The organism is Acidaminococcus fermentans DSM 20731 (assembly GCF_000025305.1).
Classification (GTDB): Bacteria; Bacillota; Negativicutes; order Acidaminococcales; family Acidaminococcaceae; genus Acidaminococcus; species Acidaminococcus fermentans.
On sequence record NC_013740.1, the window covers coordinates 586,759 to 612,926 of the forward strand.

21 protein-coding genes are annotated in these 26,168 nt (G+C 57.5%); 17 read left to right on the plus strand and 4 right to left on the minus strand.

Annotated features, from left to right (window positions below; all coding sequences use genetic code 11):
* Window positions 1-82: 82 nt before the first annotated feature.
* The 10 genes from ACFER_RS02635 to ACFER_RS02680 all read left to right on the plus strand — a co-directional run bounded on the left by ACFER_RS02635 (window position 83) and on the right by ACFER_RS02680 (window position 12,015).
* Window positions 83-1,249: a nucleotide sugar dehydrogenase gene (locus ACFER_RS02635; protein WP_012937892.1), complete on the plus strand. Its 1,167-nt coding sequence runs from the start codon at window positions 83-85 to the stop codon at window positions 1,247-1,249.
* A 9-nt stretch (window positions 1,250-1,258) separates the two neighbouring features.
* The gene (locus ACFER_RS02640; protein ID WP_012937893.1) at window positions 1,259-2,257 is read left to right on the plus strand and encodes an NAD-dependent epimerase; all 999 of its coding nucleotides are present in this window, start codon (window positions 1,259-1,261) and stop codon (window positions 2,255-2,257) included.
* A gap of 146 nt (window positions 2,258-2,403) precedes the next feature.
* Window positions 2,404-3,231, plus strand: coding sequence for a carbon-nitrogen hydrolase family protein (locus ACFER_RS02645; RefSeq protein WP_012937894.1), 828 nt, complete (start codon window positions 2,404-2,406; stop codon window positions 3,229-3,231).
* 156 nt (window positions 3,232-3,387) lie between these two features.
* Window positions 3,388-4,794 carry an alanine/glycine:cation symporter family protein gene (locus ACFER_RS02650; protein ID WP_012937895.1) on the plus strand — a complete coding sequence of 469 codons (1,407 nt, stop codon included), beginning with the start codon at window positions 3,388-3,390 and terminating at the stop codon, window positions 4,792-4,794.
* A 190-nt stretch (window positions 4,795-4,984) separates the two neighbouring features.
* Window positions 4,985-6,301, plus strand: a complete 1,317-nt coding sequence (tig, locus tag ACFER_RS02655) for a trigger factor (protein WP_012937896.1) — start codon at window positions 4,985-4,987, stop codon at window positions 6,299-6,301.
* Window positions 6,302-6,321: 20 nt separating this feature from the next.
* Window positions 6,322-6,915 (plus strand): ATP-dependent Clp endopeptidase proteolytic subunit ClpP, encoded by a 594-nt coding sequence (clpP, locus tag ACFER_RS02660; RefSeq protein ID WP_012937897.1) that lies wholly within the window; start codon window positions 6,322-6,324, stop codon window positions 6,913-6,915.
* Between the two features lie 41 nt (window positions 6,916-6,956).
* Entirely contained in the window at window positions 6,957-8,228 is a 1,272-nt protein-coding gene (gene clpX, locus ACFER_RS02665; RefSeq protein WP_012937898.1) for an ATP-dependent Clp protease ATP-binding subunit ClpX, read from the plus strand.
* Window positions 8,229-8,296: 68 nt separating this feature from the next.
* On the plus strand, window positions 8,297-10,615 hold the full coding sequence (gene lon / locus ACFER_RS02670; RefSeq protein WP_012937899.1) for an endopeptidase La: 2,319 nt from the start codon (window positions 8,297-8,299) through the stop codon (window positions 10,613-10,615).
* A 1-nt stretch (window position 10,616) separates the two neighbouring features.
* The gene (gene yihA / locus ACFER_RS02675) at window positions 10,617-11,246 is read left to right on the plus strand and encodes a ribosome biogenesis GTP-binding protein YihA/YsxC (protein WP_012937900.1); all 630 of its coding nucleotides are present in this window, start codon (window positions 10,617-10,619) and stop codon (window positions 11,244-11,246) included.
* 100 nt (window positions 11,247-11,346) lie between these two features.
* Window positions 11,347-12,015 carry an NUDIX hydrolase gene (locus tag ACFER_RS02680; protein ID WP_012937901.1) on the plus strand — a complete coding sequence of 223 codons (669 nt, stop codon included), beginning with the start codon at window positions 11,347-11,349 and terminating at the stop codon, window positions 12,013-12,015.
* Here ACFER_RS02680 and ACFER_RS02685 read toward each other — a convergent pair.
* Window positions 11,933-13,150 (minus strand): type II secretion system protein GspD, encoded by a 1,218-nt coding sequence (locus ACFER_RS02685; RefSeq protein ID WP_012937902.1) that lies wholly within the window; start codon window positions 13,148-13,150, stop codon window positions 11,933-11,935. The genes ACFER_RS02680 and ACFER_RS02685 overlap by 83 nt on opposite strands.
* Window positions 13,150-13,659, minus strand: a complete 510-nt coding sequence (locus tag ACFER_RS02690; protein ID WP_012937903.1) for a hypothetical protein — start codon at window positions 13,657-13,659, stop codon at window positions 13,150-13,152. Before ACFER_RS02690 ends, ACFER_RS02685 begins: the two co-directional genes overlap by 1 nt.
* A 124-nt stretch (window positions 13,660-13,783) precedes the next feature.
* On the opposite strand from ACFER_RS02690, the gene ACFER_RS02695 reads away from it, so the two are divergent.
* Both ACFER_RS02695 and ACFER_RS02700 read left to right on the plus strand, forming a co-directional pair.
* Window positions 13,784-15,022, plus strand: a complete 1,239-nt coding sequence (locus tag ACFER_RS02695; protein ID WP_012937904.1) for a GspE/PulE family protein — start codon at window positions 13,784-13,786, stop codon at window positions 15,020-15,022.
* A gap of 9 nt (window positions 15,023-15,031) precedes the next feature.
* Complete coding sequence (locus ACFER_RS02700) at window positions 15,032-15,700, plus strand: trimeric intracellular cation channel family protein (RefSeq protein WP_012937905.1); 669 nt, start codon at window positions 15,032-15,034, stop codon at window positions 15,698-15,700.
* A gap of 67 nt (window positions 15,701-15,767) precedes the next feature.
* On the opposite strand, the gene ACFER_RS02705 is transcribed toward ACFER_RS02700, so the two are convergent.
* Together ACFER_RS02705 and ACFER_RS02710 are read right to left on the minus strand one after the other, a co-directional pair.
* Window positions 15,768-16,259, minus strand: coding sequence for a YajQ family cyclic di-GMP-binding protein (locus tag ACFER_RS02705; protein WP_012937906.1), 492 nt, complete (start codon window positions 16,257-16,259; stop codon window positions 15,768-15,770).
* A 167-nt stretch (window positions 16,260-16,426) separates the two neighbouring features.
* A complete protein-coding gene (locus ACFER_RS02710) occupies window positions 16,427-17,983 on the minus strand; it encodes a DUF4127 family protein (protein WP_012937907.1) in 1,557 nt (518 codons plus the stop codon).
* A gap of 135 nt (window positions 17,984-18,118) precedes the next feature.
* Here ACFER_RS02710 and uvrB point away from each other — a divergent pair, with 135 nt between their 5' ends.
* From uvrB to ACFER_RS02735, 5 genes are all read left to right on the plus strand, one after another.
* Window positions 18,119-20,113: an excinuclease ABC subunit UvrB gene (gene uvrB / locus ACFER_RS02715; protein WP_012937908.1), complete on the plus strand. Its 1,995-nt coding sequence runs from the start codon at window positions 18,119-18,121 to the stop codon at window positions 20,111-20,113.
* The gene (gene uvrA, locus ACFER_RS02720; RefSeq protein ID WP_012937909.1) at window positions 20,106-22,925 is read left to right on the plus strand and encodes an excinuclease ABC subunit UvrA; all 2,820 of its coding nucleotides are present in this window, start codon (window positions 20,106-20,108) and stop codon (window positions 22,923-22,925) included. Before uvrB ends, uvrA begins: the two co-directional genes overlap by 8 nt.
* Complete coding sequence (gene uvrC / locus ACFER_RS02725; RefSeq protein ID WP_012937910.1) at window positions 22,922-24,778, plus strand: excinuclease ABC subunit UvrC; 1,857 nt, start codon at window positions 22,922-22,924, stop codon at window positions 24,776-24,778. Before uvrA ends, uvrC begins: the two co-directional genes overlap by 4 nt.
* A 114-nt stretch (window positions 24,779-24,892) precedes the next feature.
* On the plus strand, window positions 24,893-25,054 hold the full coding sequence (gene rd, locus ACFER_RS02730; RefSeq protein ID WP_012937911.1) for a rubredoxin: 162 nt from the start codon (window positions 24,893-24,895) through the stop codon (window positions 25,052-25,054).
* Window positions 25,055-25,182: 128 nt separating this feature from the next.
* Window positions 25,183-26,076: a LysR family transcriptional regulator gene (locus tag ACFER_RS02735; RefSeq protein ID WP_012937912.1), complete on the plus strand. Its 894-nt coding sequence runs from the start codon at window positions 25,183-25,185 to the stop codon at window positions 26,074-26,076.
* The last annotated feature ends 92 nt before the right edge of the window (window positions 26,077-26,168 follow it).

Below are 26,168 nucleotides of genomic sequence, written 5' to 3' on the forward strand. Positions count from 1 at the left end.
CCGTTGACGGGGGGCTGTTGCACACGCAACAGCCCCTTTTTTTATGGTATAATAATCTTATTGCAGGAAAGGAGCCTTTTTTATGAAAATCGCGATTGCAGGCACTGGCTATGTGGGCCTTTCCAACGGGCTCCTGCTGGCCCAGCACCAGGAAGTGGTGGCGCTGGACATTGTGCCGGAAAAAGTAAAAATGCTCAACGAAGGCCGGTCCCCTCTGGTGGATGCGGATATTTCCCAGTTCCTGAAACGGACGGACATCCGGTTCCGGGCTACCCTGGATCCCCGGGACGCCTTTGCAGGAGCTTCCTATATCATCATTTCCACCCCCACCAACTATGATCCCCAGAAGAACTTCTTTGACACCTCTTCTGTGGAAAAGGTCATCGAGGAAGTGCTGGCCATCAACCCGGCAGCAGTGATGGTGATCAAATCCACGGTACCGGTGGGGTATACGGAAGAAATCCGGGAGCGCTACCACACGGACAATATCCTTTTCTCTCCGGAATTTCTCCGGGAAGGGAAGGCCCTGTATGACAATCTCCATCCGACCCGGATTGTGGTGGGGGAAGATTCTCCCCGGGCCCGGGAATTTGCGGCTCTTTTGGCGGAAGGGGCGGAAAAGGAGGATATTCCTCAGCTGTTCACCGGTTCCACGGAAGCGGAAGCCATCAAGCTGTTTGCCAACACCTATCTGGCTCTGCGGGTGGCCTATTTCAACGAACTGGATTCCTATGCGGAAATGCGGGGACTGTCCACGTTCCAGATTATCCGGGGGGTCTGCCTGGATCCCCGGATCGGGGATTTCTACAATAACCCTTCTTTTGGATACGGTGGATACTGCCTGCCCAAGGACACCAAACAGCTGCTGGCCAATTACCAGGACGTGCCCCAGAATCTGATTTCCGCCATTGTGGCGGCCAACCGGACCCGGAAGGACCACATCGCTGATGAGATCCTGGCCCGGAAGCCCAAAACCGTGGGTATCTACCGGCTGACCATGAAAAGCGCGTCGGACAATTTCCGTTCTTCCGCCATCCAGGGCGTGATGAAACGGATCAAGGCCAAGGGCATCCCGGTGGTGGTCTATGAACCCACCCTGCAGGAACCGGAATTTTTCCGGTCCCCCGTATGCCGGGATCTGGACCGGTTCAAAAAGGAATGCGACCTGATCGTGGCCAACCGCTGGTCCCAGGACCTGGCAGACGTGAAGGAAAAAGTCTATACCCGGGATCTGTTTGACCGGGACTAAGGAGCGGTTATGGAATCTTTTGACACCAACAAGAAAATCCTCATTACCGGAGCGGCCGGATTCATCGGCTATCACCTGGCCAAACGGCTGCTGTCCCTGGGGGTGCAGGTGGCCGGCCTGGACAATATGAACGCCTATTATGACGTGCAGCTGAAAAAAGACCGGCTGGCCCGGCTGGAACTGTATCCGGCCTTTTCCTTCACCCAGGGAGACCTGGCGGACGGGGAAACGGTGAACCGGATTTTCGAAGAATTCCGGCCGGATATTGTGGTGAACCTGGCGGCTCAGGCCGGGGTCCGGTACAGCATCGACCATCCCCGGGAATACATCGATTCCAACATCATCGGGTTCTTCAACATCCTGGAAGCCTGCCGTCATTACCAGCCGGAGCATCTGCTCTTTGCTTCCAGTTCTTCCGTGTACGGCAACCAGAAGAAGACTCCTTTTGCCACCACGGACAATGTGGATCATCCCATCAGCCTCTATGCGGCCACCAAGAAATCCGACGAACTGATGGCCTACACCTACTGCCACCTGTACGGGATCCCGTCCACCGGTCTCCGGTTCTTTACCGTGTACGGACCTTTCGGACGGCCGGATATGGCCTATTTCAAGTTTACCAACAAAATCATGAAGGGGGAACCCATTACCATCTTCAACCAGGGGGATATGTACCGGGATTTCACCTATGTGGACGACATTGTCACCGGTATCCAGAATATGCTATGCTGCCCGCCCAAACCCAATGGAGAAGGGGACCGGTACAAGATCTACAACATCGGCAACAACCATCCGGAAAAACTCATGACCTTCATCGAAACCCTGGAAAAGGCCCTGGGGAAAACGGCGGAAAAGGAATACATGCCCATGCAGCCCGGGGATGTGTACCAGACCTATGCGGATGTGAGCGAACTGGAAAAGGATTTCGGATTCAGGCCCAGCACATCCATTGCGGAAGGACTGGGAAAATTCGCCCGCTGGTACCGGGAGTATTATCATATTGAGTGAAGAGTGACGAACCCGCAACCAGCCTTGCGGCTGGTCCCCCGCCCTTGAAAAGGGCGGATATACAGGGGGCGCCAGCCGGCTTCCCTGCCTGTCAACACCGATGCCATAGGGGCGCAGGTCCGGCGCCCCGCTGAAAGGAGAACCACATGACCAAATTCATTGCTGCTGCTGTCCAGATGGATTCCCAGGATGACAAAATGGCCAACCTGGCCGCTGCGGAAAGGTATATCCGGGAAGCTGCCGCCCGGGGAGCCCGGCTGGTGGTACTGCCGGAATCCATGAACTACATCGGCCGGGATATGGCTCAGGAAGCGGAAGCCATCCCCGGGGGACCTACTTTCCAGCGGCTGTCCGGCCTGGCCCGTGAGCTGGATCTGTGGCTGGAAGCCGGAAGCATCTATGAAAGCAATCCGGAAGATCCGGCCCGTCCCTTTAACACCACTTTTTTGATCTGTCCGGACGGAACACTGGCTGCCAAATACGCCAAGCTCCATCCTTTTGATGTGGTACTGCCCAACGGGGTTACCAGCCGGGAAAGCGACCGGGTGTGCCCAGGGAAGAAACTGACTGTGGCGGAAACGGACCTGGGGAAAGTGGGCCTTGGCATCTGCTACGACATCCGGTTCGGGGAGATGTTCCGGATCATGGCCCTGGAAGGGGCGAAGCTCTTTGCCGTGCCGGCCAATTTCACCGTGAATACGGGAAAGGACCACTGGGAAGTGCTGCTCCGGGCCCGGGCCATTGAAAACGAATGTTACGTGATCGCCCCCAACCAGATGGGGAAGAAGCCCCGGTTCACCGCCTACGGGAATTCCCTGATGGTGGATCCCTGGGGCACGGTGATCGCCAGGGCCTCGGACAAACCAGGGGTCATCACCGCGGAAATCGACCTGGATTATGTGACCAAAGTCCGTCAGAGCACCTTCACCCTGGACAACCGCCGGCCGGACGTGTATCAGTTGAGGAAATTGTAAAGAAAGGCGCTGCCGTCCATACGGCCCCTACGGTATATCCTGTTTTAAAATCAATTTGCAAAATTGATTTTAAAATAGTGTATAATAATAAGTATAATATTCTGCTTTTTCCTGATGAGGATAGGGAAAAAGCCATGAAAGGGAGGACAAATGTCAATGTCACAACTACTCACCACCATGGACGACGTACTGTATTATCCCATCCTGATCATCGTCTTGCTGGCGGCCGGTCTCTTCTTCACCGTCCGCACCCGTCTGATCCAGTTCCGCTGGTTCCGGGAATGCATCCGCGTGGTCATGCAGAAACCCAGCAAGGAAGGTTCCGTTTCTTCGTTCCAGGCCCTGATGGTTTCCACCGCTTCCCGGGTGGGTACCGGGAACATTATCGGGATTTCCACCGCTCTGTGTCTGGGGGGCTTCGGCTCCGTGTTCTGGATGTGGGCCATTGCCATCATCGGGGGCGCAACGGCTTTCATCGAAAGCACCCTGGCTCAGGTGTACAAACGCCGGGATGCCAATGGGGACAGCTACGGCGGGCCGGCTTACTACATTGAAAATGCCCTGCACAACAAACTGCTGGCCGGGGCCTTTGCCTTCTTCCTGATCATTACCTATGCCGGCGGGTTCAATGCCCTGGCTTCCTACAACCTCCAGTCCACCTTCAGTGTGTACGGGTTCTACGTGAAAGGAGTCACCTCCTGGATCATCGGCGCCGTCCTGGCCGTGCTGGTGGGCTACTGCCTCATGGGCGGGGGCAAACGGATCCTGCGGATCACGGAAGTACTGGTACCTTTCATGGGGGTGCTGTACGTGCTGCTGTCCCTGGTGATCATCGTGATGCACATCGGGATGATCCCCTCCGTCCTGTCCGCCGTATTCGCCGATGCCTTTGATTTCCAGAAAATCTTGGGCGGCATCAGCGGTTCCTGCATGATGTACGGCATCAAGCGGGGTCTGTATTCCAACGAAGCCGGTGTCGGGTCCGCTCCCAATGCGGCGGCTGCAGCGGATGTTTCCCATCCGGCTCAGCAGGGGCTGGTGCAGATGCTGTCCGTGTTCATCGATACGGTGCTTTGCACGGCTACCGCCCTCATGTGCATGTTCTCCGGTGTGACGCCTACCAAGGCTATGGCCGGGGCCCCCTATGTGCAGGCTGCTACCCAGACGGATTTCGGAGCCTTCGGACCCATCATGATCACGGTGGCTATGGTGCTGTTCGCCTTCACCACCCTGATCGGGAACCTGTTCTATGTGGACAACTGCCTGGCTTACCTGAACGGGAAAAAGACCCCCAGCGCGGGCTTTATGAAGATTTTCCGTCTGGTGGCGGTGCTGGTGATCTTTGTAGGGGCCGGCATGTCCATGGACAACGCCTGGGCTGTAGCGGATATCTGCATGGCCTTCATGTGCCTGATCAACATCCCTTCCATCCTGGCCCTGAACGGGACGGCCATCGCCGTTATGGATGACTACGGCCGGCAGCTGGATGCCGGGGTGGAAAACCCGGTGTTCAAGGCTTCCGATATCGGTCTGGACGATTCCAATCTGGATTACTGGAAATGATTTTTTCCCTCAGAACTCTCCCTGTTTCCTCGCAGGGAGAGTTTTTCTTTTGCCCGGAAAGTCTGACTTTTGGTTGCGTATTTCCACCTTTTGTGCTATGCTATATGAGCGGTTTTTTAAGCAATTACAGACAGACTGTTAAGCATGATAGGTGAGAATGGCTGACAGCATGTGAGGAGGATTTTTTTAAATGAGCGTTTCCGTAGAAAGAAAAGGTAATGAAGCAACCCTGAAAGTCACTTTGCCGGTAGAAGACGTAGCCAAGGCTTTTGAAAAAGCCGTTGCCAAGATCAACAAACAGGTTACCATCCCTGGCTTCCGTAAGGGCAAAGCTCCCCGCCGTGTGCTGGAAATGCACGTGGGCAAAGATGCCATCAAAGAAGAAGCTTTCGAAATCGCTGCCAACAGTGAATATAGAGAAACCCTGAAAGAAAACAAGTGGGTTCCCGTTTCCGATCCTGAAATCAAAGATTCCAAGTTCGAAGAAGGCCAGCCCATGGAAATGACCTTGGTGGTCACCCTGCGTCCGGAACCGGAACTGGGTCAGTACAAAGACCTGGACGTTGCCAAGGACGAAAAGGAAATCACTGACGCTGACGTGGACAAGGAAGTGGAAAACCTGCAGAAACGGGCTTCCAAGATGGTGGAAGCTCCGGAAGGCAAGGCTCTGGAAAAAGGCGACCTGGCCATCATCGACTTTGCCGGCACCATTGACGGCGAAGCTTTCGAAGGCGGCGAAGGCAAAGGCTATCCTCTGGAAGTGGGCAGCGGCAGCTTCATCCCCGGCTTTGAAGATCAGCTGGTGGGCCTGAAGAAAGGCGAATCCACTGATGTGAACGTAACCTTCCCGGAAGACTACTTCTCCAAGGAACTGGCCGGCAAGAAGGCTGTGTTCAAAGTCAATGTGCAGGATGTGAAAGTGAAGGAAGTTCCCGAAGTTACCGACGAACTGATCGCTGCCAACAGCGACAGCAAGACTGTGGCTGAATTCCGGGAAAAGACCATGGACCGTCTGAAAAAGGCAGAAGCTCAGCGGGCACAGTCCGACTACGAAACCAACCTGATCAAAAAGGCTGTGGAAAACGCCAAGTTTGAAGTGCCGGATGTGATGGTGACCCAGCGGGCCAACCAGATGATGGATGAACTGGCCATGAACCTGGAGGCCCACAAAATGAGCCTGCCTCTGTACCTGCAGTACCTGGGCAAAGATGTGAAGACCTACCGGGATGAACAGAAACCGGTGGCTCTGGAAAACATCAAGACCGATCTGGTACTGGATGCCATCGCCCTGAAGGAAGACATCAAAGTTACGGAAGATGAAATCCGCAGCGAAATGGAACAGCTGGGTGCCATGCACGGTGCCACTCTGAAACAGGTGGAAAAAATCGTGAAGGAAAACGGCTCCCTGGCTGTCCTGGTGAGCAACATTGCCCGCCGGAAAGCAGCCCGTGTGGTTATTGACAGCGCCAAGAACGCTCCCAAGGCCGAAGCTGCTGAAGAAAAATAAAACCCCAGGAGGTGGACGGCATGAGCTATGTGCCTATTGTGGTGGAACAGACCAGTAAAGGCGAACGGAGCTATGATATTTATTCCCGGCTGCTGAAAGATCGGATCATCTTTGTCACCGGGGAGATCGAAGATCACATGGCCAACCTGATCATTGCCCAGCTGCTGTTCCTGGAATCCGAGGATCCGGATAAGGATGTCCATCTCTACATCAACAGCCCGGGCGGCAGTGTCAGCGCCGGGCTGGCGATTTATGACACCATGCAGTACATCCGGCCGGATGTTTCCACCATTTGTGTGGGGATGGCGGCCTCCATGGCTTCCGTACTGCTGGCGGCCGGTACCAAAGGGAAACGCTATGCCCTGCCTCATTCCAGAGTGATGATCCATCAGCCTCTGGGCGGGGCCCAGGGCCAGGCCACGGACATTGAGATCCATGCCCGTGAAATCCTGCGGATCCGGGAAGAGATGAACCAGATTTTGGCCAGCCACACCGGTCAGACCCCGGAACAGATCCGTCTGGATACGGAACGGGATCATTTCATGACTGCTGAGGAAGCCGCGAATTATGGTCTGATCGACCAGGTGGTCCATCAGATCAAGACCCAGAAATAAGGGGTAAGTCCATCTTGCCCTGGCTGTAAGGAGGGTTTCAGATGGGTTACGATGACAAGAACAGTCTGGACGGTCCGGACTATACCTGTTCCTTCTGCGGAAAGAAGCAGAGCCAGGTGAAAAAACTGATCGCCGGCCACAATGTGTTTATCTGTGATGAGTGCATTGCCCTGTGCAATGAGATGCTGGAGAAAGACCTGAAGGCTCCGGCGGAAGAAACCATCACGGATCTGCCCAAACCCAAGGAAATCAAGGCCATCCTGGACGAATATGTCATCGGCCAGGAAGAAGCCAAGAAGACCCTGGCTGTGGCTGTATACAACCATTACAAACGGATCAATTATGAACAGGGCCATCATCAGGACGTGGAACTCCAGAAGTCCAATATCCTGATGCTGGGGCCCACGGGCAGCGGGAAAACCCTGCTGGCCCAGACCCTGGCCAAGATCCTGAAAGTTCCTTTTGCCATTGCGGATGCCACCAGCCTCACCGAGGCCGGATACGTTGGGGAAGACGTGGAAAACATCCTGCTGCGGCTGATCCAGAATGCGGATTACGACATTGCCCGGGCGGAACGGGGCATTGTCTACATCGATGAAATCGACAAGATTTCCCGGAAATCCGAGAATCCTTCCATCACCCGGGATGTATCCGGGGAAGGGGTCCAGCAGGCTCTGCTGAAGATCCTGGAAGGGACGGTGGCCAATGTTCCGCCCCAGGGAGGACGGAAGCATCCCCACCAGGAACTGATCCAGATCGATACCACCAACATCCTCTTTATCTGCGGCGGCGCTTTTGCCGGTCTGGAAAACGTGATCAACGCCCGGACCGGGAAAAAGAGCATGGGTTTCGGGGCGGAAATCCCCACCCAGGCAGAAAAGAAAAGCGAGAATCCCTTCCGGCAGGTGCTGCCGGAGGATTTCGTGAAGTATGGGCTGATCCCCGAATTCGTGGGACGGCTGCCGGTGGTGGTCACCCTGGACAACCTGGATGAAAAGGCACTGATCAAGATCTTGACGGAACCCAAGAACGCCCTGACCAAGCAGTATGAACATCTGCTGGCCATGGATCATGTGGAACTGGATTTCGAAGAAGGAGCCCTGAAGGCCATTGCCCACGAAGCCCTGGCACGGAATGCCGGCGCCAGAGGACTGCGTGCCATCATCGAAGGCATCATGAAGAATGTGATGTATGAGGTTCCCAGTCGGGACAATGTGGAAAAATGCATCGTGACAGCAGATGTGGTAACCAAACACAAGGACCCCAAGCTGCTGCTGAAGCAGGAAGATAACGATACAAGAAAGAATGCCTAGAGAAAAGGAAAAGGGGTGCTGGCATCCCTTTTCCCTTTTTCTCTATTCAGTAAGGACGGTGAAACAAGATGTTGGATGCCAATACTATGAGACTGCCGCTGCTGCCCCTGCGGGGAATCCTGGTTTTCCCGGGGATGATCATCAACCTGGATGTGGGCCGGGACCGCTCCATCCGGGCAGTGGAAAGCGCCATGAATATGGGAAAGCGGATCCTGTTGGTGACCCAGCGGTCCGCAGAAGAAAATGACCCTACCGCCAAGAGCCTGTACAATTTCGGCGTCATTGCGGAAATCAAGCAGCTGCTGAAGCTGCCCAACGGGGCTATGCGGATCCTGGTGGAAGGGCTGACCCGGGTGGAAGTGATCTCCGTGGTGGATGCCGTGGGGATGAACCTGGAAGCCTATGTGGCGGAACGGGAAGACGTGAACGACCACTCCAATGAAGTGGAAGCCCTGAAGCGGATGCTGGTGGAGACCTTTGAACAGTGGGTCCTGGCCAGCAAAAAAGTGAATACGGAAGTGCTGCTCACCTTCAAGGATCAGCCGGATCCCGGGAAGATCGCCGACATGATCGCCGGCTACCTGACCATTGACGTGGAGGAAAAGGAAAAACTCCTGGAAGCGGTCAATGTGAAGGACCGGCTCCACCTGCTCTATGGGTACCTGTGCAAGGAACTGGAAATCGTCAACCTGGAAAAGGACATTTCCCAGCAGGTGCGGAAACAGATCGAGCAGAACCAACGGGAATACTATCTGCGGGAACAGCTGAAAGCCATCAACAAGGAACTGGACGAAGGGGGCGAAAAAGGCTCCGAAGTCAAGGAATACCAGGAAAAGATGAAGAAGCTGAAGCTTCCTCAGGATGTCCAGGAAAAAATGGACAAGGAACTGGACCGTCTGTACAAAATGCCGCCCATGATGGCAGAAAGCGCCGTGATCCGGAATTACCTGGATACGGTGCTGAGCCTGCCCTGGGGGAAGATGACCCAGGACAACTACGACCTGAAGAAAGCTGCTGCGGTACTGGACAAGGACCATTACGGCCTGAAGAAAGTCAAGGAACGGATCCTGGATTATCTGGCGGTCCGGGCCCTGACCCAAAGCAATCGGGGACCCATCATCTGCCTGGTGGGGCCTCCCGGTGTGGGCAAAACCAGTCTGGCCCAGAGCATTGCCCGGGCAGTGAACCGGAAATTCACCCGGATCAGTCTGGGGGGCATCCGGGATGAAGCAGAAATCCGGGGCCACCGGAGGACCTACATCGGGGCCATGCCCGGCCGGCTCATCAACGGGATGATCGACTGCGGCACCGACAACCCGGTGTTCCTGCTGGACGAAGTGGACAAGATGGGGGCGGATTTCCGGGGCGACCCGGCCTCTGCCCTGCTGGAAGTGCTGGATCCGGAACAGAACAGCCATTTCAGCGACCACTATATCGAGTTTCCCTATGATATGAGCAACGTGTTCTGGATCGTTACCGCCAACACCGTGGAAACCATTCCCCCGGCGCTCCTGGACCGGCTGGAAGTCATCGAACTGTCCAGTTACACCGACGAGGAAAAACTGAAGATCGCCCAGCTCCATCTGCTGCCCAAGGAACGGAAGGCCAACGGCCTCACCGGAAAGCAGCTGAGCCTGGGCGCCGCTTCCATCCAGCACATCATCCGGGACTATACCCGGGAAGCCGGGGTCCGGAACCTGGAACGGAAGATTGCCACCGTATGCCGGAAAGCGGCACGGAAAATCGTGGAAGACGGAGTGGCCAAAGTCAGCGTCACCCCGGCCCATCTGAAAGACTACCTGGGGCCGGCCATTTTCCTGGAAAGCGACCTCCGGGCCCGGTCCGAAGTGGGGGTCTGCACCGGTCTGGCCTGGACCAGCGTGGGCGGCGAACTGCTGAAGATCGAAGTGGTGGTCTGCGAAGGCAAGGGCAAACTGGTCCTCACCGGCCAGCTGGGGGATGTGATGAAGGAAAGCGCCCAGGCGGCCTTTACCTACATCCGGTCCCGGGCCAAGGAACTGGGGCTGCCTGCTGACTTCAATGAGAAAGTGGATATCCACATCCATGTGCCGGAAGGGGCCATTCCCAAGGATGGGCCTTCCGCCGGGATCACCATGGCCACGGCTATGGAAAGCGCCCTGACCAAACGGAAGGTGAAGGCGGATCTGGCCATGACTGGGGAAATCACCATCACCGGCCATGTACTGCCCATCGGGGGCCTGAAGGAAAAGGTCCTGGCCGCCCACCGGTACCGGGTGAAGACCGTGCTGATCCCCCGCCAGAACCAGCAGGATCTGGAGGAAATCCCCGAAAAGGTCCGGAACGACATGACCTTTATTCCGGTGGACAGCATGGACCAGGTGACCAAACTGGCCCTGGAGGCATGATATGGCAGGAAAAGAATGGGACATCATCGGTGCTTCCTATGTGGCTTCGGCGGTGAAGGCCACCCAGTATCCCCAGGATACCATTGATGAAGTGGCGTTTATCGGACGGAGCAATGTGGGGAAATCATCCCTGCTGAATTCCCTGGCCCGGCGGAAAGGCCTGGCCAGGGTCAGCAGTTCTCCCGGCAAGACCCAGACCATCAATTTCTATTCCTTCCAGGCCAAACGGCAGCTGGAGGATGAACCGGAACGGCACACCTATTATGCGGTGGACCTGCCCGGGTATGGATTTGCCCGGACCAGCAAGGGAAACAAGGAACAGTGGTCGGCATTCATCTGCAAGTACATGGAGAACTCCCAGTATCTGAAACTGGTCTGTGTGCTGATGGATATCCGTCATGCACCTATGGAAAGTGACATCGACTGCTACCAGTGGCTGCTGAATCTGGGGCTGCCCATCATGGTGATCCTGACCAAAAGCGACAAGCTGAGCAAGGGAGCCGTGGCCAGCCAGAAGGCACTGTACAAGAAAACCTTTGGTCTGCGGGATGAGCAGATCATGACCTACAGTTCCACCAGCCATACCACACGGAAAGAACTGATCAACCGGATCATGGAGCATTTGGAATAAAAGAAGGGGCTGTTGCGAAAGCAACAGCCCCTTTACCATTTCCTTGAAATATTGTACAATTCTGTTATGTTCGATACAAAAATGAAGGGAGAAAACCGCGATGAGTCAGGAACTGGAACAGCGCCGGCTGCTGGCCGGGCTTTGGAAGGACCAGCGGCAGCGGGTGGACCGGACCCTGCGTCTGTGGGAAAGTGCTGTGCTGCTGCCCCTGCGGTGGACAAGGCACGGGTGGGAAATCCTCTTTGAGGTCCGGGCCGCCACCATGAAATGGCAGCCGGGAGACATCTGTTTTCCCGGAGGCCACCGGGAGGAAACGGATGCCAGTTTCTGCGCCACAGCCCTTCGGGAAACCCGGGAAGAACTGGGAATCCCGGAGGATAAGATCCAGGTGTTGGGGCCCCTGGACTATTTTTACGGCTATTCCGGGCCCCTGATCTATCCCTTTGCCGGGATCCTTCCGGCCCAGCCCCCTCTCCGTCTGGATCATACGGAAGTGGAGGAGGTGTTCGCCGTCCCCCTGAAGGATCTGCTGGCCATCCATCCGGTGGTGGGAAAACTTTCTCTCGCCAGCCGGCAGGAGCCGGGATTCCCGGCCCAGTGGGCCTATGGCTTCCAGGACGGATGGAATATCCGGGGCGGTTATGAAGTGTTCTTCTATCCCTGGAAAAAGCGGATCATCTGGGGCATTACTGCCCGGATCCTCCACCAGTTCCTGGAACGGGTGCGTCAGGGAGGACTGCTGCCGGAAGAGGCTGACCGGGACCGCTGAGATACGGGGTCAGGAACATGCAGACTTCCGTCCGGTTCCGGCTCCTGCTGCGGAATTTGAACAGTTCTCCCAGAAGAGGGAGCTTGGACAGCAGGGGAATGGCTTCCATCCGGTGTTGTTCCTGTTCGCTGATCAGGCCCCCGATTACCAGGGTCTCCTTTTCCCGGAGCCGTACATGGGTATCTGCCGTCCGGCTGGTGATCCGGTAATTCTTCAGTTCGGCGATCAGGGTAGGGGTGCTCACTTCCGTATGGACCTTTGCGGTGATCAGGCCGTCCTGGCTCAGATAGGGAGTGTAGGAGAGCCGGATGCCGGCATCCACATATTCCGTGGTGCTGGTGGTGGTGCTGTTGGTGACCTTTTCCGTGACCACCGGGATATGGTCCCCGATGAAGATGCTGGCTTCCCGCCCCGGCAGAGTGATGATCCGGGGAGTGGCCAGGACCTTGGCTTTGCCTTCCTGACAGAGAGCACTGAGCCGGGCCTGGAAACTGGCACCGTAGCTGTGGCCCAGATGGAGCCGCCCGCCAAAGCCCCCTTCGCCCTTTTTCCGGCCTTCCGGAAGAGCGCTCCAGTCCCACTGGAGTCCCAGTTCCCGGGAGGCACTTTCCCCCAGGGACAGGATCCGGGCTTCCAGGGTGATCTGCCGGGTGGGCCGGTCCAGGGCCTTCAGGGCTTCCTTCAGCCGGTTTTCTTCTCCCGGGGAGCCATGGAAAAGAATGGCATTGGTGTCCCGGGACCAGGCCAGGGGGGTGGAAAACAGGGGCTTCAGGGTTTCCGCCGTTTCCCGGGCGGAAATATATTCCAGGGGATGGACGGTGAGCCGGCCATACAAGGCATCCATCCGTTCCGGAGAGGCCACCCACAGGGTGTTCCCTTCTTCCCGGAAGCACAGGCCCTGACTGCGGGTGACCATTTCCAGTGCCTGGGGAAAAGGCAGCTGTTGGATTTCCAGGGACAGGGTCCCGGGAATCTGGGAATCCAGCACCAGATTCCGTCCGGCCATTTGGGCCATGCTCTGGAGCACGTCCCGGACCGGCGCTTCCTGTACGGAAAGAGAAAGGGGTTCAGCAGCCAGGACCCAGCGGACCGGGGTAAAAATACAGAAAATACAGAACAGGAGCAGAAGCTTCATTACCACACCTCCCCAATGGCCAGGGTGGCCTCTTCGCAGACCAGGGCGGAGGGCAGCACCTGCCGGATGATGCCCTGGGAGGGAAGCGGGTCCCCCGGACCCAGGAGCCGGGTGCCTTCCGGCAGGGCTACCAGCGCCTTGCGTTTCCCCCGGTGTTCCAGGATTCCCAGAAGACGGCGGCAGGGAGCCGGCGCCGGTGGAGCAGCCGGAGCAGGAGCGGCCGGGACGGGAGCCTTTGCCGGGACTACCGGCGGTTTGGAAGAAGCCGGGAGGCTGGGATGATCCAGGGGGCGGAAGGGGTCCCGCCGGGGAAGTCTGCCGGGTTTGCGGATTTCCGGTTCCGATGTCCGGCCTTCCGCTTCTGCCAGAGCGGGCAGGGAGGGAAAATCCGGAAGAGCGGGGGAAGGGAACAGGAACAGCAGGGATCCGGTGCCCAGAACGGCCAGACCAAGGGAAAGGGCCATCCTGGAGGAAAGAGAGACGGTGGGCAAAATCTTGTGGGAAAACATGGGAACCTCCTTACTGATTGGTATCAGGTTCCATTATAGGAAATTTCAGGAAACTTTCCTACCCCAACCGTCATTACAGGGAAAAAAAGGGATATGAATGGACAGTCAGAAAGGAGTCGATGCTATGTTTGGGCATTCCTGCGGGATAGAAAGGGACGTCGGACCATTCCGGTGGAAGGATCCTCTGGAAAGAAGGGTAGGGAGCGGTCCTGTGTCCCCGGCGGTGCTCCTGGCCCGGGAAGTGGTGGAACAGGCTTTGGAACAGGGGGCCAGTGACATCCATCTGGAACCGGAAACGGACGGGATGGTGATCCGCTGCCGGCTGGACGGCGTGCTTCAGAAGCTCCGGACCGTGCCGAAAAATCTCCAGGACCCGCTGGTTTCCCGGTTTAAGATTCTTTCCGGCATGGACATCGGAGAAAAACGGCTGCCCCAGGACGGACGGTTCCAGGAAGCCTGGCAGGACCGGCAGGTGGACGTGAGGGTTTCCTCCCTGCCCACCCTCCATGGGGAAAGTCTGGTGCTGCGGCTCCTGGACCAGGAGAACGTCGCCCTGGATCTCTCCCGGCTGGGATTCAGCCACCACAACCGGGCACGGCTGGACCGGTGTCTGCAGAAACCCCATGGATTGTTCCTGGTCACCGGTCCCACCGGCAGCGGAAAATCCACTACCCTGTACGGGGCTCTGGCCGCCCTGGACCGGGACCATCAGAAAATCATTACCGTGGAAGACCCGGTGGAGTATCAGCTGCCGGGAATCCGCCAGGTGGCCGTCCGGCCCAAAATCGGCCTGACCTTCAGCCGCTGTCTCCGAAGTATCCTGCGCCAGGATCCGGACTGCATCCTGATTGGGGAAATCCGGGACGGGGAAACCGCCGCCATGGCCATCCAGGCGGCGCTTACCGGGCACCGGGTCCTGAGCACCCTTCACACCAACACCGCAGCCGGAGCGGTGAACCGGATCCTGGACATGGGGGTGGAACCCTATCTGGCAGCCTCTGCCCTCCAGGGGGTGGCCGGGCAGCTTCTGGTCCGAAGACTGTGCAGCCACTGCAAAAAGGCGTATACTGTACAGGAGCAGGCTTGGGAATGGAGCTATCTGGGGCTGCAGGAACCCCGGACGCTGTACAGGGCCCAGGGCTGTCCCCGCTGCCGGCATACCGGGTATGGGGGACGGCTGCCCCTGCAGGAGGTACTGCTTGTGGAAGGATCCGTCCGCCAGGGAATCCTGGACGGGTGGCATGAAGAAGCACTGGAAAAAGAAGCCCGGAAGACCGGATTCCGGTCCCTCCGGGATGACGGACGGGAGAAGGTGCTGGCCGGAGAGACCAGTGCGGAGGAACTGCTCCGGGTATTGGGATAAGGAGGCTGTATGCTGCAGTTGTGGAATCTGTTTGAATTTGCCGGGACCATTGCGTTTGCGGTTTCCGGAGCCATTGTGGGCATGACCCGGAATATGGATGTGTTCGGGATCACGGTACTGGCTGTGCTCACTGCCGTAGGCGGGGGGATGATCCGGGATGTGCTGGCTGGCTATACGCCGCCCATGGCCCTGGAGAATCCGGGGAATCTGCTGCTGTCGGTGCTGACGGCCCTGGCCATGTCCTGGCTGTTCGCTTCCTATCGGGTGGCCGGACGGAAACGGCAGATCGTGACCTTCTTCTATATTGCGGCAGATACGGTGGGGCTGGCTTCCTTTACGGTCACCGGGACTCTGACCGGGCTGTCCCAGGGCAGACCCCACACCTTCGTCTATCCCATTATGCTGGGCCTCTTGACGGCGGTGGGCGGCGGTGTGCTCCGGGACCTGATGGCCCAGCGGATCCCCAGTGTCCTGAGTACGGACGTGTACGCCACGGCTTCCCTGGCCGGAAGCCTGGTCATGTGCCTGTGCTGGCATTATGAAAGCCAGGACCTGGCGCCCTGGCTGGGGGCCTTCATGGTGGTGGCCCTGCGCTTTTTCGCCGTCCGTTTCCGCTGGCAGCTGATCCATCCCATGGAACGGAGGAAGAGGGGAGAAGGAATAAAAAATGGGAGGTGAAGATTTTCACCTCCCTGGTCGCGACCCGTGACCAGAAAAGAGGTGCTGCCCGGCAGCACCTCTTTTCTTATCTCATATTAATAAACTGCATGTCGATTCCGAAATCCTGTCCTTTGACCAGCTGGATCACGGCCTGGAGATCATCTTTTTTCGGGCCGGAAACCCGGATCTGATCGTCCTGCTGCTGGGTGGTCACCTTGATTTTGGCCCCTTTGATGGCGGCGATGACCTTTTTGGCGGTTTCCTTGTCGATGCCCTGTTTCAGTTTCACGGTCTGGCGTACGGTGCCTTTGGCGGCCGGTTCCACCTTGCCCGGATCCAGGGAACGGAGGGACAGGCCCCGTTTGGCCATCCGCTGCCGCAGGATGTCCAGGATGGCACCCAGTTTGTATTCGTCTTCGGCAGCCAGTTTCAGGTCTCCGTCCGCCAGTTCGATGGTGGCATTGGAGCCCCGGAAATCATACCGCTGTTCGATTTCCTTCCGGGTCTGGTTCAGAGCATTGTCCAGTTCCTGCATGTCAATCTGGGAAACGATGTCGAAAGAGCTGTTCTTGGCCATAAAATAAATCCTCCTGTAAATATCTTTTTTTACGGGCGGCCGGGTTCATACGGACGCCCAATTGATTGATTGGTTTGTTTCAAAATTTGCCTGCAAATTTTATCATTCGGCCGCTGACCGTTGACAGCTGACCGCTGACAGGGAAACGATGCCTGGCATCGTTTCCCTCACTTCACCCTTACATCCACCTCAAACATCCGGTTCCAGGGGAATTCCACGGTATAGGGGGTGCCTTTCAAAGTGGGTTCGTCTTCCACATACTGGCGGAATAGACGGCTGGTGCCGCTGAGGATCCGGTTGTAGTATTTGCCCAGATCGTATTTCAGCTTGAAATCATGCTGGTCGATCCCCAGGCTGATCCGGTACCGGACATTGGCCTGGTAGATCCAGTCATCCAGGAGCCGTGTCTTCAGCAGCCGTTCCCGTTCTTCCGGTCTGATCTGTTTTCCCAGGATCCCCTGGCTCAGGGCATAGCCAATGCTGTTGTCCGCGGTGTTCCAGCCGGAATAGGCGGTCAGGCCCAGCAGCGCTTTGGCGTCGGTCATGGCCAGCATGAACCCGTTGTCCGCGCCGTTGGCATAGGAAATATCCGCCAGGGCCACCGGTTTCCGGGTTTCCAGTTCCGCCAGTTCGGCGGCGAATTCCCGGTTGATCCGGCTGGCATAGGGGGCGTTGTCATTGGCGGTGGAATCCAGGCAGACCCCATTTTCCGGTGTGTTCACTGCCAGCACCAGATCCGCTTTTTTCAGATGAGAAGTTTCCACTCCGCCGCTGGCCAGGATCTGGTTCCGGACTGAATCTTCCGCCCGTTCGTCGGAATACAGGGGAATGGTGTCACCGCCCACTCCGGGAGCGAACAGGGGATAGACCCTGGGTTTCTCTCCCCGGATTTCATTGATGGCCCGGGTCACCAGCAGAAGCCCCACCTGGTCCACCCCGGGCAGGATCTGGAACCGGTTCTCCGTAATCCCATCTCCCACATATTTCAGGTGCCGGGCTTCCATATGGGTCTGGGACAGGGGGGCATCGTCATCCTTGCCCAGGGCAAGATAGTGGAAAACCCCGTTCTGGCACAGCCGGATCAGCCGTTTGTTGGTCTGGAAGTTCATCAGCCGGCGGGTCCGCCAGTCCTGCATGACCATATTGGGAATCTGGGCCAGCAGGGTCTGCCGTTCCTGGATCTCCGAATAGGTCAGGGAGCCGTCCTGGTCTTCCTTGTCCTGAAGCTGGGACAGCCGGAAAATCTTGGGACCGAATTCCTCGTAGTATCCCGGTTCCACCTTGCCGATGCTCTGCTTGGGCGTCCGCATGATGGTGCTGAAGGCGTAGATCTTCAGGCCTGGATTGTCCTTTTTCAGCTTTTCCAGCCGCTGGACCTTAGCTTTCAGATATTTTTCCAGATGGTGGTGCTTCCGGGATGCCACCAGTCCGCCGTAGTTCAGGCTGTCCGTGGCGATCACCGCCGCTTCCGCATGGGGAGCCTCCTTTTCCAGCCAGTTCCACAGGGCTTCATTGTTTCCGGAACCCCGGTGGTCGGACAGATCCTTTTCCGGCGGCACCGTCAGGGGATAGCCTGCGGCTTTGGCGGTATCCACCGTATATTCCAGACAGACGGGCCGGTTGTCCAGAGGGACATACAGGATCTTGGGAGAAGCTTCCGCAGTTCCCATCAGGGAAAACAGCAGCAGTCCGCCTGCCAGGACCGATTTCAACGAAAAATGCATGGTTTCCTCCTTGTAACAGTATCATTTTATTATACACTATCTCTACGGACAAAAGAAAGTACTTTGACTTGCCAGTCAGTAGTTTTTCCGTATGATATAATGGAGAAGAATATGAAAGAACAAGGAGAAACCATTATGCCTTTTGAAATTCATGCTCCTTTTGCTCCGGCGGGAGATCAGCCGGAAGCCATAGATGCCCTGGCCAGAGGGGTGGAAGAAGGGATGCACACCCAGGTGCTCCTGGGGGCCACTGGTACCGGCAAGACCTACACCATTGCCCAGGTAATCCAGAAAGTCCAGAAGCCCACTCTGGTCATTGCCCACAACAAGACCCTGGCAGCCCAGCTGTGCAGCGAATTCAAGGAATTCTTCCCCAACAATGCGGTGGAATACTTTGTTTCCTATTATGATTACTACCAGCCGGAAGCCTACATCCCGGCCACGGATACCTACATCGAGAAAGATTCCTCCATGAACGATGAAATCGACAAGCTGCGCCACTCGGCCACTTCCGCCCTGATGGAACGGCGGGACGTGATCGTGGTGGCGTCGGTTTCCTGCATCTACGGCCTGGGCGGGCCCAAGGACTATTACGACAGTGTCCTGTCCCTGCGCATCGGCCAGACGGTGGAACGGGATGCCATCCTGGAAAAACTGGTGAAGATCCGCTATGACCGGAACGACCTGTCCCTGGAGCGGGGCAAGTTCCGGGTCCGGGGGGACGTGATCGAAGTGGTGCCCGCCAGCTATGGGGAAAAAGCCATCCGCATCGAACTGTTCGGGGACGAAGTGGACAGCCTGGAAGAAATCGACGTGCTCACCGGCCAGGTGGTGGACAAACGGACCCATGTGGCCATTTTTCCCGCCAGCCATTATGTGACCAGCGACGAGAACCTGGAGCGGGCCCGGAAGGACATCCGCCGGGAACTGAACGAACGGCTGAAGGTGCTGAAGGGGGAGAACAAGCTCCTGGAAGCCCAACGGCTGGAACAGCGGACCAATTACGATCTGGAAATGATGCAGGAACTGGGATACTGCAGCGGCATAGAAAACTACTCCCGGCATCTCACCGGCCGGAAACCGGGAGAACCGCCCTTTACCCTGGTGAACTATTTCCCCAAGGATTTCCTTACGGTGATCGACGAAAGCCATGTGACCCTGCCACAGCTCCGGGCCATGTACGCCGGGGACCGGGCCCGGAAGGAACAGCTGGTGAAGTACGGCTTCCGGCTGCCCTCGGCCATTGACAACCGGCCCCTGACCTTTGATGAATTCCAGGCCCAGCGGGGACAGATCATCTATGTGTCCGCCACCCCGGGCTCCTACGAAATGGAAACCACTGACCAGGTGGTGGAACAGATCATCCGGCCCACCGGGCTGCTGGATCCCAAAATCGAAGTGCGGCCCATCAAAGGGCAGATCGATGACCTGCTGGGCGAGATCCACAAGGTGACGGCCCAGAAGGAACGGGTGCTGGTGACCACCCTGACCAAGAAGATGGCGGAAGATCTGACGGAATACCTCACCACCGCCGGAGTCCGGGTCCGCTATCTCCATTCGGACATCGCCACCATCGAACGGGCGGAAATCATCCATGATCTCCGGGCCGGAAAATTCGATGTGCTGGTGGGCATCAACCTGCTCCGGGAAGGGCTGGATATGCCGGAAGTGAGCCTGGTGGCCATCCTGGATGCGGACAAGGAAGGGTTCCTGCGCAGTGATACGGCCATGATCCAGACCATCGGCCGGGCAGCCCGGAACGCCCACGGCCGGGTGATCATGTATGCGGACACCATCACCGGTTCCATGGAGCGGGCCATCAGCGAAACCGCCCGGCGCCGGGAAAAACAGGAGGCCTTCAACAAGGTCCACGGCATTGTGCCCCGGACCATCCAGAAAAAAGTGGTGGATCTGATCAAGCTCACCAAGGTGGAGGAAGACAATACCGCCGCCAAAGGCTATACGGCCAAAACGGTGAAGAAACTGAAGCCCAGGGAGCTGGACAAGCAGATCCGGCTCATGGAAAAGAAAATGAAGGAAGCGGCCAAACAGCTGGATTTCGAACTGGCCGCGGAATACCGGGACCAGCTGATATTGCTGAAAGGAGAGCAGCGGAAAGCTCATGAATGAAGATGTCATTGTAATCCAGGGGGCGCGGCAGCACAACCTGAAGAATATATCCCTGAACATCCCCCGGAACAAACTGGTGGTGATCACCGGTCTGTCCGGCAGCGGGAAATCCTCCCTGGCCTTTGATACCATCTATGCGGAAGGCCAGCGCCGGTACGTGGAAAGCCTGTCGGCCTATGCCCGGCAGTTCCTGGGACAGATGGACAAACCGGATGTGGACTATATCGGGGGACTGTCCCCGGCCATTTCCATCGACCAGAAGACCACCAGCCGGAACCCCCGGTCCACGGTGGGAACGGTAACGGAGATCTACGACTATCTCCGGCTGCTGTTTGCCCGGATCGGGATCCCCCATTGTCCCCAGTGCGGGAAAGTCATCGAACGCCAGTCCCCCCAGCAGATTGCCGACAAGGTGCTGGAATTGCCGGAAGGAACCAAATTCATGATCCTGGCACCGGTGGTGCGGGGCCGGAAAGGGGAACACAAAAACATCCTGGAAACCGTCCGCCGGGCAGGATACGTGCGGGTGAAGGTGGATGACCACCTGTATACCCTGGATGAGGAAATCCAGCTGGACAAAAAGAAGAAACACTCCATTTCCGTGGTGGTGGACCGGCTGGTGGCCCGGCCGGGACTGGGAAGCCGGCTCACCGATTCCCTGGAAACCGCTTTGAAACTGGGAGAAGGGACCGTGGCCATCGAAGAGATCGGAGGTGAGACCCATGTGTACAGCGAAAAGTTCGCCTGTGCGGAATGCGGCATCAGCCTGCCGGAAATCGAACCCCGGCTGTTTTCTTTCAACGCACCCTATGGCGCCTGCCCGGACTGCATGGGCCTGGGACAGCATATGGAGTTCGATCCGGATCTGATCATCCCGGACAAGACCAGACCCTTTGACCAGGGGGCCATTGCGGCGGTCAGCTCCAATGTGAAATCCTATTTTCTCTGCCAGCTGGCGGCGGTGCTGAAAAGCCGGGGCTATTCCCTCCAGAACTGCTGGAAGGATCTGCCCAGGAAGTTCCAGCAGCAGCTTCTGGAAGGGATCCCGGACGAAATCTTCACCTTTTCCTACCAGAATCTCATGGGGGAAATCAACGAACACAATACACCCTTTGAAGGGATCATCCCGGTCTTGAAACGGCGGCTGAAAGAGGCCATGAGTGAAAGCCAGCGGCTGGACTATGAATCCTTCATGACCGCCATCGAATGTTCCACCTGCCATGGGGCCCGGCTTCGTCCGGAAGTCCTGGGCATCACCGTGGATGGAAAGAACATCCAGCAGGTGTGCCGGATGCCGGTGCGGGAATGTCTGGCTTTCTTCAACGGACTGCAGCTGTCGGATCGGGACGCCTTCATTGCCAAACAGATCCTGAAGGAAATCCGGGCCCGGCTGAGCTTTTTGAACAATGTGGGGCTGGATTACCTGACCCTGGACCGGGCGGCGGCCACCCTGTCCGGCGGGGAAGCCCAGCGGATCCGGCTGGCCACCCAGATTGGTTCCGGTCTGGTGGGGGTGCTGTACATCCTGGATGAACCCAGTATCGGCCTGCACCAGCGGGACAATGACAAGCTGCTGGAAACTCTGAAGAATCTCCGGGACATGGGAAACACCCTGATTGTGGTGGAACATGACGAGGACACCATGCGGGCGGCGGACCAGATCATCGACATCGGACCGGGAGCCGGGGAAAACGGCGGCTATGTGGTAGCCCAGGGCACGGCGGATGAAATCAGCCAGGTGCCGGAATCCATTACCGGCCAGTATCTCAGCGGCCGGAAAAAGATTCCGGTGCCCCAAGAGCGGCGGAAAGGAAACGGGAAACAACTCACCATCAAGGGAGCCCGGGCCAACAACCTGAAGGACATCGATGTGTCCATTCCTCTGGGGACCCTGACGGTGGTCACCGGGGTCAGCGGCAGCGGCAAAAGCACCCTGATCAACGATATTCTGTACAAGGCTCTGGCCAAAAAGCTCATGGGAGCCCGGGAACGGCCACTGGCCCATGACCGGATCAACGGAATCCAGCACATCGACAAGGTGATCAACATCGACCAGAGCCCCATTGGCCGGACGCCCCGGTCCAACCCGGCCACCTACACCGGCACCTTCGACCTGATCCGGACCCTGTTCAGTACCACCAATGATGCCAAACTCCGGGGCTACAAGCCGGGCCGGTTCAGCTTCAACGTGAAGGGGGGACGGTGCGAGGCCTGCCATGGGGACGGGATGCTGAAAATCGAGATGAACTTCCTGCCGGATGTGTATGTGCCCTGCGAAGTGTGCAAAGGCACCCGGTACAACCGGGATACCCTGGAAGTCCGCTACAAGGGCAAGAACATTGCGGAAGTCCTGGATATGACCGTCAGCGAGGCCTGTCAGTATTTCAGCAACCAGCAGCGGATCCTCCGGAAGCTTCAGGTGCTGGAAGACGTGGGCCTGGGGTACATCCGTCTGGGCCAGGCGGCCACCACCCTGTCCGGCGGGGAAGCCCAGCGGGTGAAACTGGCCACGGAACTGGCCAAGGTGAACACCGGACGGACCCTGTATATCCTGGACGAACCCACCACCGGCCTCCACATGGCCGATGTGCACAAACTGCTGGAAGTGCTCCAGCGGCTGGTGGATGCGGGCAGTACCGTGGTGGTCATCGAGCACAACCTGGACGTGATCAAAAGTGCTGACTGGCTCATCGACCTGGGGCCGGAAGGGGGCGACCGGGGCGGCACGGTGATTGCCACCGGGACCCCGGAACAGGTGGCCCAGGTGCCGGAATCCTACACCGGCCAGTATGTAAAGAAGGTACTGGAATGAACGATGCCATCAAAGAGACCCTGGCGGTGCTGCCCAACGCCCCGGGGGTCTACATCATGCACGATGCCTCCGGCAAGGTGATCTATGTGGGGAAGGCGGTGATCCTGAAGAACCGGGTGCGCAGTTATTTCCGCCCGGCCAGCCAGGTGTCCCCCAAGGTCCGGGCCATCAACGCCCATGTGGCCTCCATTGAAACCATTGTCACCGCCAGTGAGATGGAAGCCCTGATCCTGGAGTGCAACCTGATCAAGAAGTACCGGCCCCGGTACAACATCGATCTGAAGGACGACAAGACCTATCCCTATCTGAAGATCACCGTAGGGGAAGCCTATCCCCGGATGGTGCTCACCCGGCGGGTGCTGAAGGACGGGGCCCGGTATTACGGGCCCTTTGCCGACGCGGGAGCCCTCCGGGACACCATGAAACTGATCCGGACCATGTTCCCCCTGCGCCACTGCCGGAACCTGAACGCCAAACGGCCCTGTCTCCAGTACCATCTCCACCGGTGCCTGGCCCCCTGTACGGGGAAGGTGCCGGTCAGTGAATATCGGCAGATGGTGGATGCCGTCCTGCTGCTCCTGGACGGGAAGGTGACCCAGCTGGAAAAAGATCTCACCGCCAAGATGCAGCAGGCTTCGGACAACCTGGAATTCGAGGCGGCGGCCCGGTACCGGGATTCTCTGCTGAGCCTCCGGAAACTGGCGGAAAAACAGAAGGCCACCACCGAAAGCGGCGACCGGGATGTGGTGGGACTGGCCATGGATGACAGCGGAGTCTGCGTCCAGGTGTTCTTCATCCGCAGCGGAAAGATCCTGGGCCGGGACAGCTTTTTCCTGGATCAGGAAATCGGTGAGCCGGATGGGGAAGTGCTGGGGGATTTCCTGAAGCAGTACTACCACGAAAACCACCGGCCGCCCCGGGAAATCCTGGTCAGTGCCGAACTGGCCGACAGTGACCGGACCCTGCTGGGGCAGTGGCTGAGCAGTCTTTGCGAAAAGCCGGTGAACCTGCTGGTGCCCCAGCGGGGACTGAAGCACGACCTGGTGCTTATGGCCGTGAACAACGCAAAAAAGAACCTGGAAGAAAGGCTGCGCCGGGGCCATGCTTCTGGCCAGACCGGCCTGGATGCGGCGGAACAGCTCCAGAAAGCCCTGGGACTGGCCAAACCGCTGGAACGGATGGACTGTTTCGATATTTCCCACAACCAGGGCCGGGAAACCGTGGCCTCCATGGTGGTGTTCCGGGACGGGGTCCCCAGCAAGAAGGACTACCGGCGGTACAAACTCCGGTCCACGGAAGGCAAGCCTGATGACTTCAAATCCATGCAGGAAGTTGTGTACCGGCGGTACCGGGATCTGGAGGATCTGCCCAGCCTGATCATCATCGACGGGGGCAAGGGGCAGCTCAGTTCCGCCTGTGAGGTGATCCGGGGGCTGGGCATCACTCCGGAGGAAGTCCCTGTGATCGGGCTGGCCAAGCGGGAAGAGGAAATCTTCAAGGAAGGGGCCCACACCAGCATCCTGCTGGACAAAATGTCCCCGGCCCTGCACCTGATCCAGCATATCCGGGACGAAGCCCACCGGTTTGCCATTACCTACCATCGGAAGCGGCTGGGGAAACGGAACCTGGTGTCGGTCCTGGACCATCTGGAGGGACTGGGGCCCAAGCGCCGGGCGGCCCTGTGGAAACGGTTCGGGTCCCTGGATGCCATGCGCCAGGCCTCGGTGGAGGATCTGGCAGCAGTGGACACCATGAACCGGACTGTAGCCGAGCGGGTCCATACCTTTCTCCAGGGCAGCCTGCTGGAAAAAACGGCGCTGCTGGAAACGGGAGCCGGCACAAAAGAAAAATAAAAGATTCTTTTTCAATAACTTTTATTGAAAAATCTTGTAAAACCTATTGCCACAAGACAGAAGCTCTGGTATAATCGAGGGCGAAAACAAATAATCCTGAGGGGGATAAACACAATGAAAAAATACGTTTGTGACGTTTGCGGTTATGTATATGATGAAGCTGCCGGTGATCCGGAACACAACATTGCTCCCGGCACCAAATTCGAAGATCTGCCGGAAGATTGGGTCTGCCCCATCTGCGGCGTAGGCAAAGATCAGTTCTCCGAAGAAGCCTAAAAAGCCGGAAGGGCTGTCGCACAAAAGCGGCAGCCTTTTTTTTGTCCTTTCCCCCTTTCAGGGGGACACTGCAGAGGGCAATCGTCGTGATCGACTCGCGGTATCTTGAAAGGAAGGTGTAAACCGGTATGGAACTTCGTGTATTGCGGTATTTTCTGGAGGTGGCGCGGCAGGGGAACATCACCCGGGCGGCAGAGGCACTCCACGTGACCCAGCCCACCCTTTCCCGGCAGCTCCAGGATCTGGAAAAGGAACTGGGAGCGCCGCTGTTCATCCGGTCCAAACGCCGGATAGAACTGACGGAAGCCGGGCTTTTTCTCAAGGCCCGGGCTGAGGAAATGACCACCCTGGAAGAAAAGACACTGGACCAGTTCGCCCATCTGGAGGAGTTCGTGGCCGGAGATGTGTACATCGGCGGCGGGGAGACGGAGGCCATGAAGCTGGTGATGGAGGCCCTGACGCCCCTGGGCCGTGCCTATCCCCAGGTCCATTTCCATTTTTACAGTGGCAACGAGGAACAGACCATTGACGGGCTGCAGCGGGGGACGCTGGATTTCGGGCTCCTGTGCCTGGAGACGCCGCCGGAAGGGGTGGTGTACCGCAAAATCCCCTATGACGATACCTGGGGAATCTATCTGCGCAAGGATCATCCTCTGGCCCGGAAGGACGCCATTACCGCGGCTGATATTGCCGGAGAGTCGGTTATCCTGTCCCGCCAGCTGCTGAACAATCATATCTTCAACCACTGGCTGGGAATCGAGGCGGAGAAGCTGAACGTGCGGGCCACATACAATCTGATCTATAATGCAGCTTTCCTTGCGGAGCAGCGCATGGGTCTGCTGTTTTCTTTTGGGGGATTGCTGGCCCTGGATGGGGATCATCATTCCCAGCTGACCTTCCGGCCGCTGCAGCCGGCCCTGCATTCTCATAACTACCTGATCTGGAAGGAGAATCAGGTCTTTTCCCGGGCTGCCGGCGTGGTCCATGCCCGGCTGGAGGAAGTGTTCGGACCTCACAATTAATATACCTTTTAAGCATAGTAAACAAAATCATATAAGTATTGGTAATAAATCACCTTCTGCTGTATACTGAAACCATTGGAAAGAGCAAATGA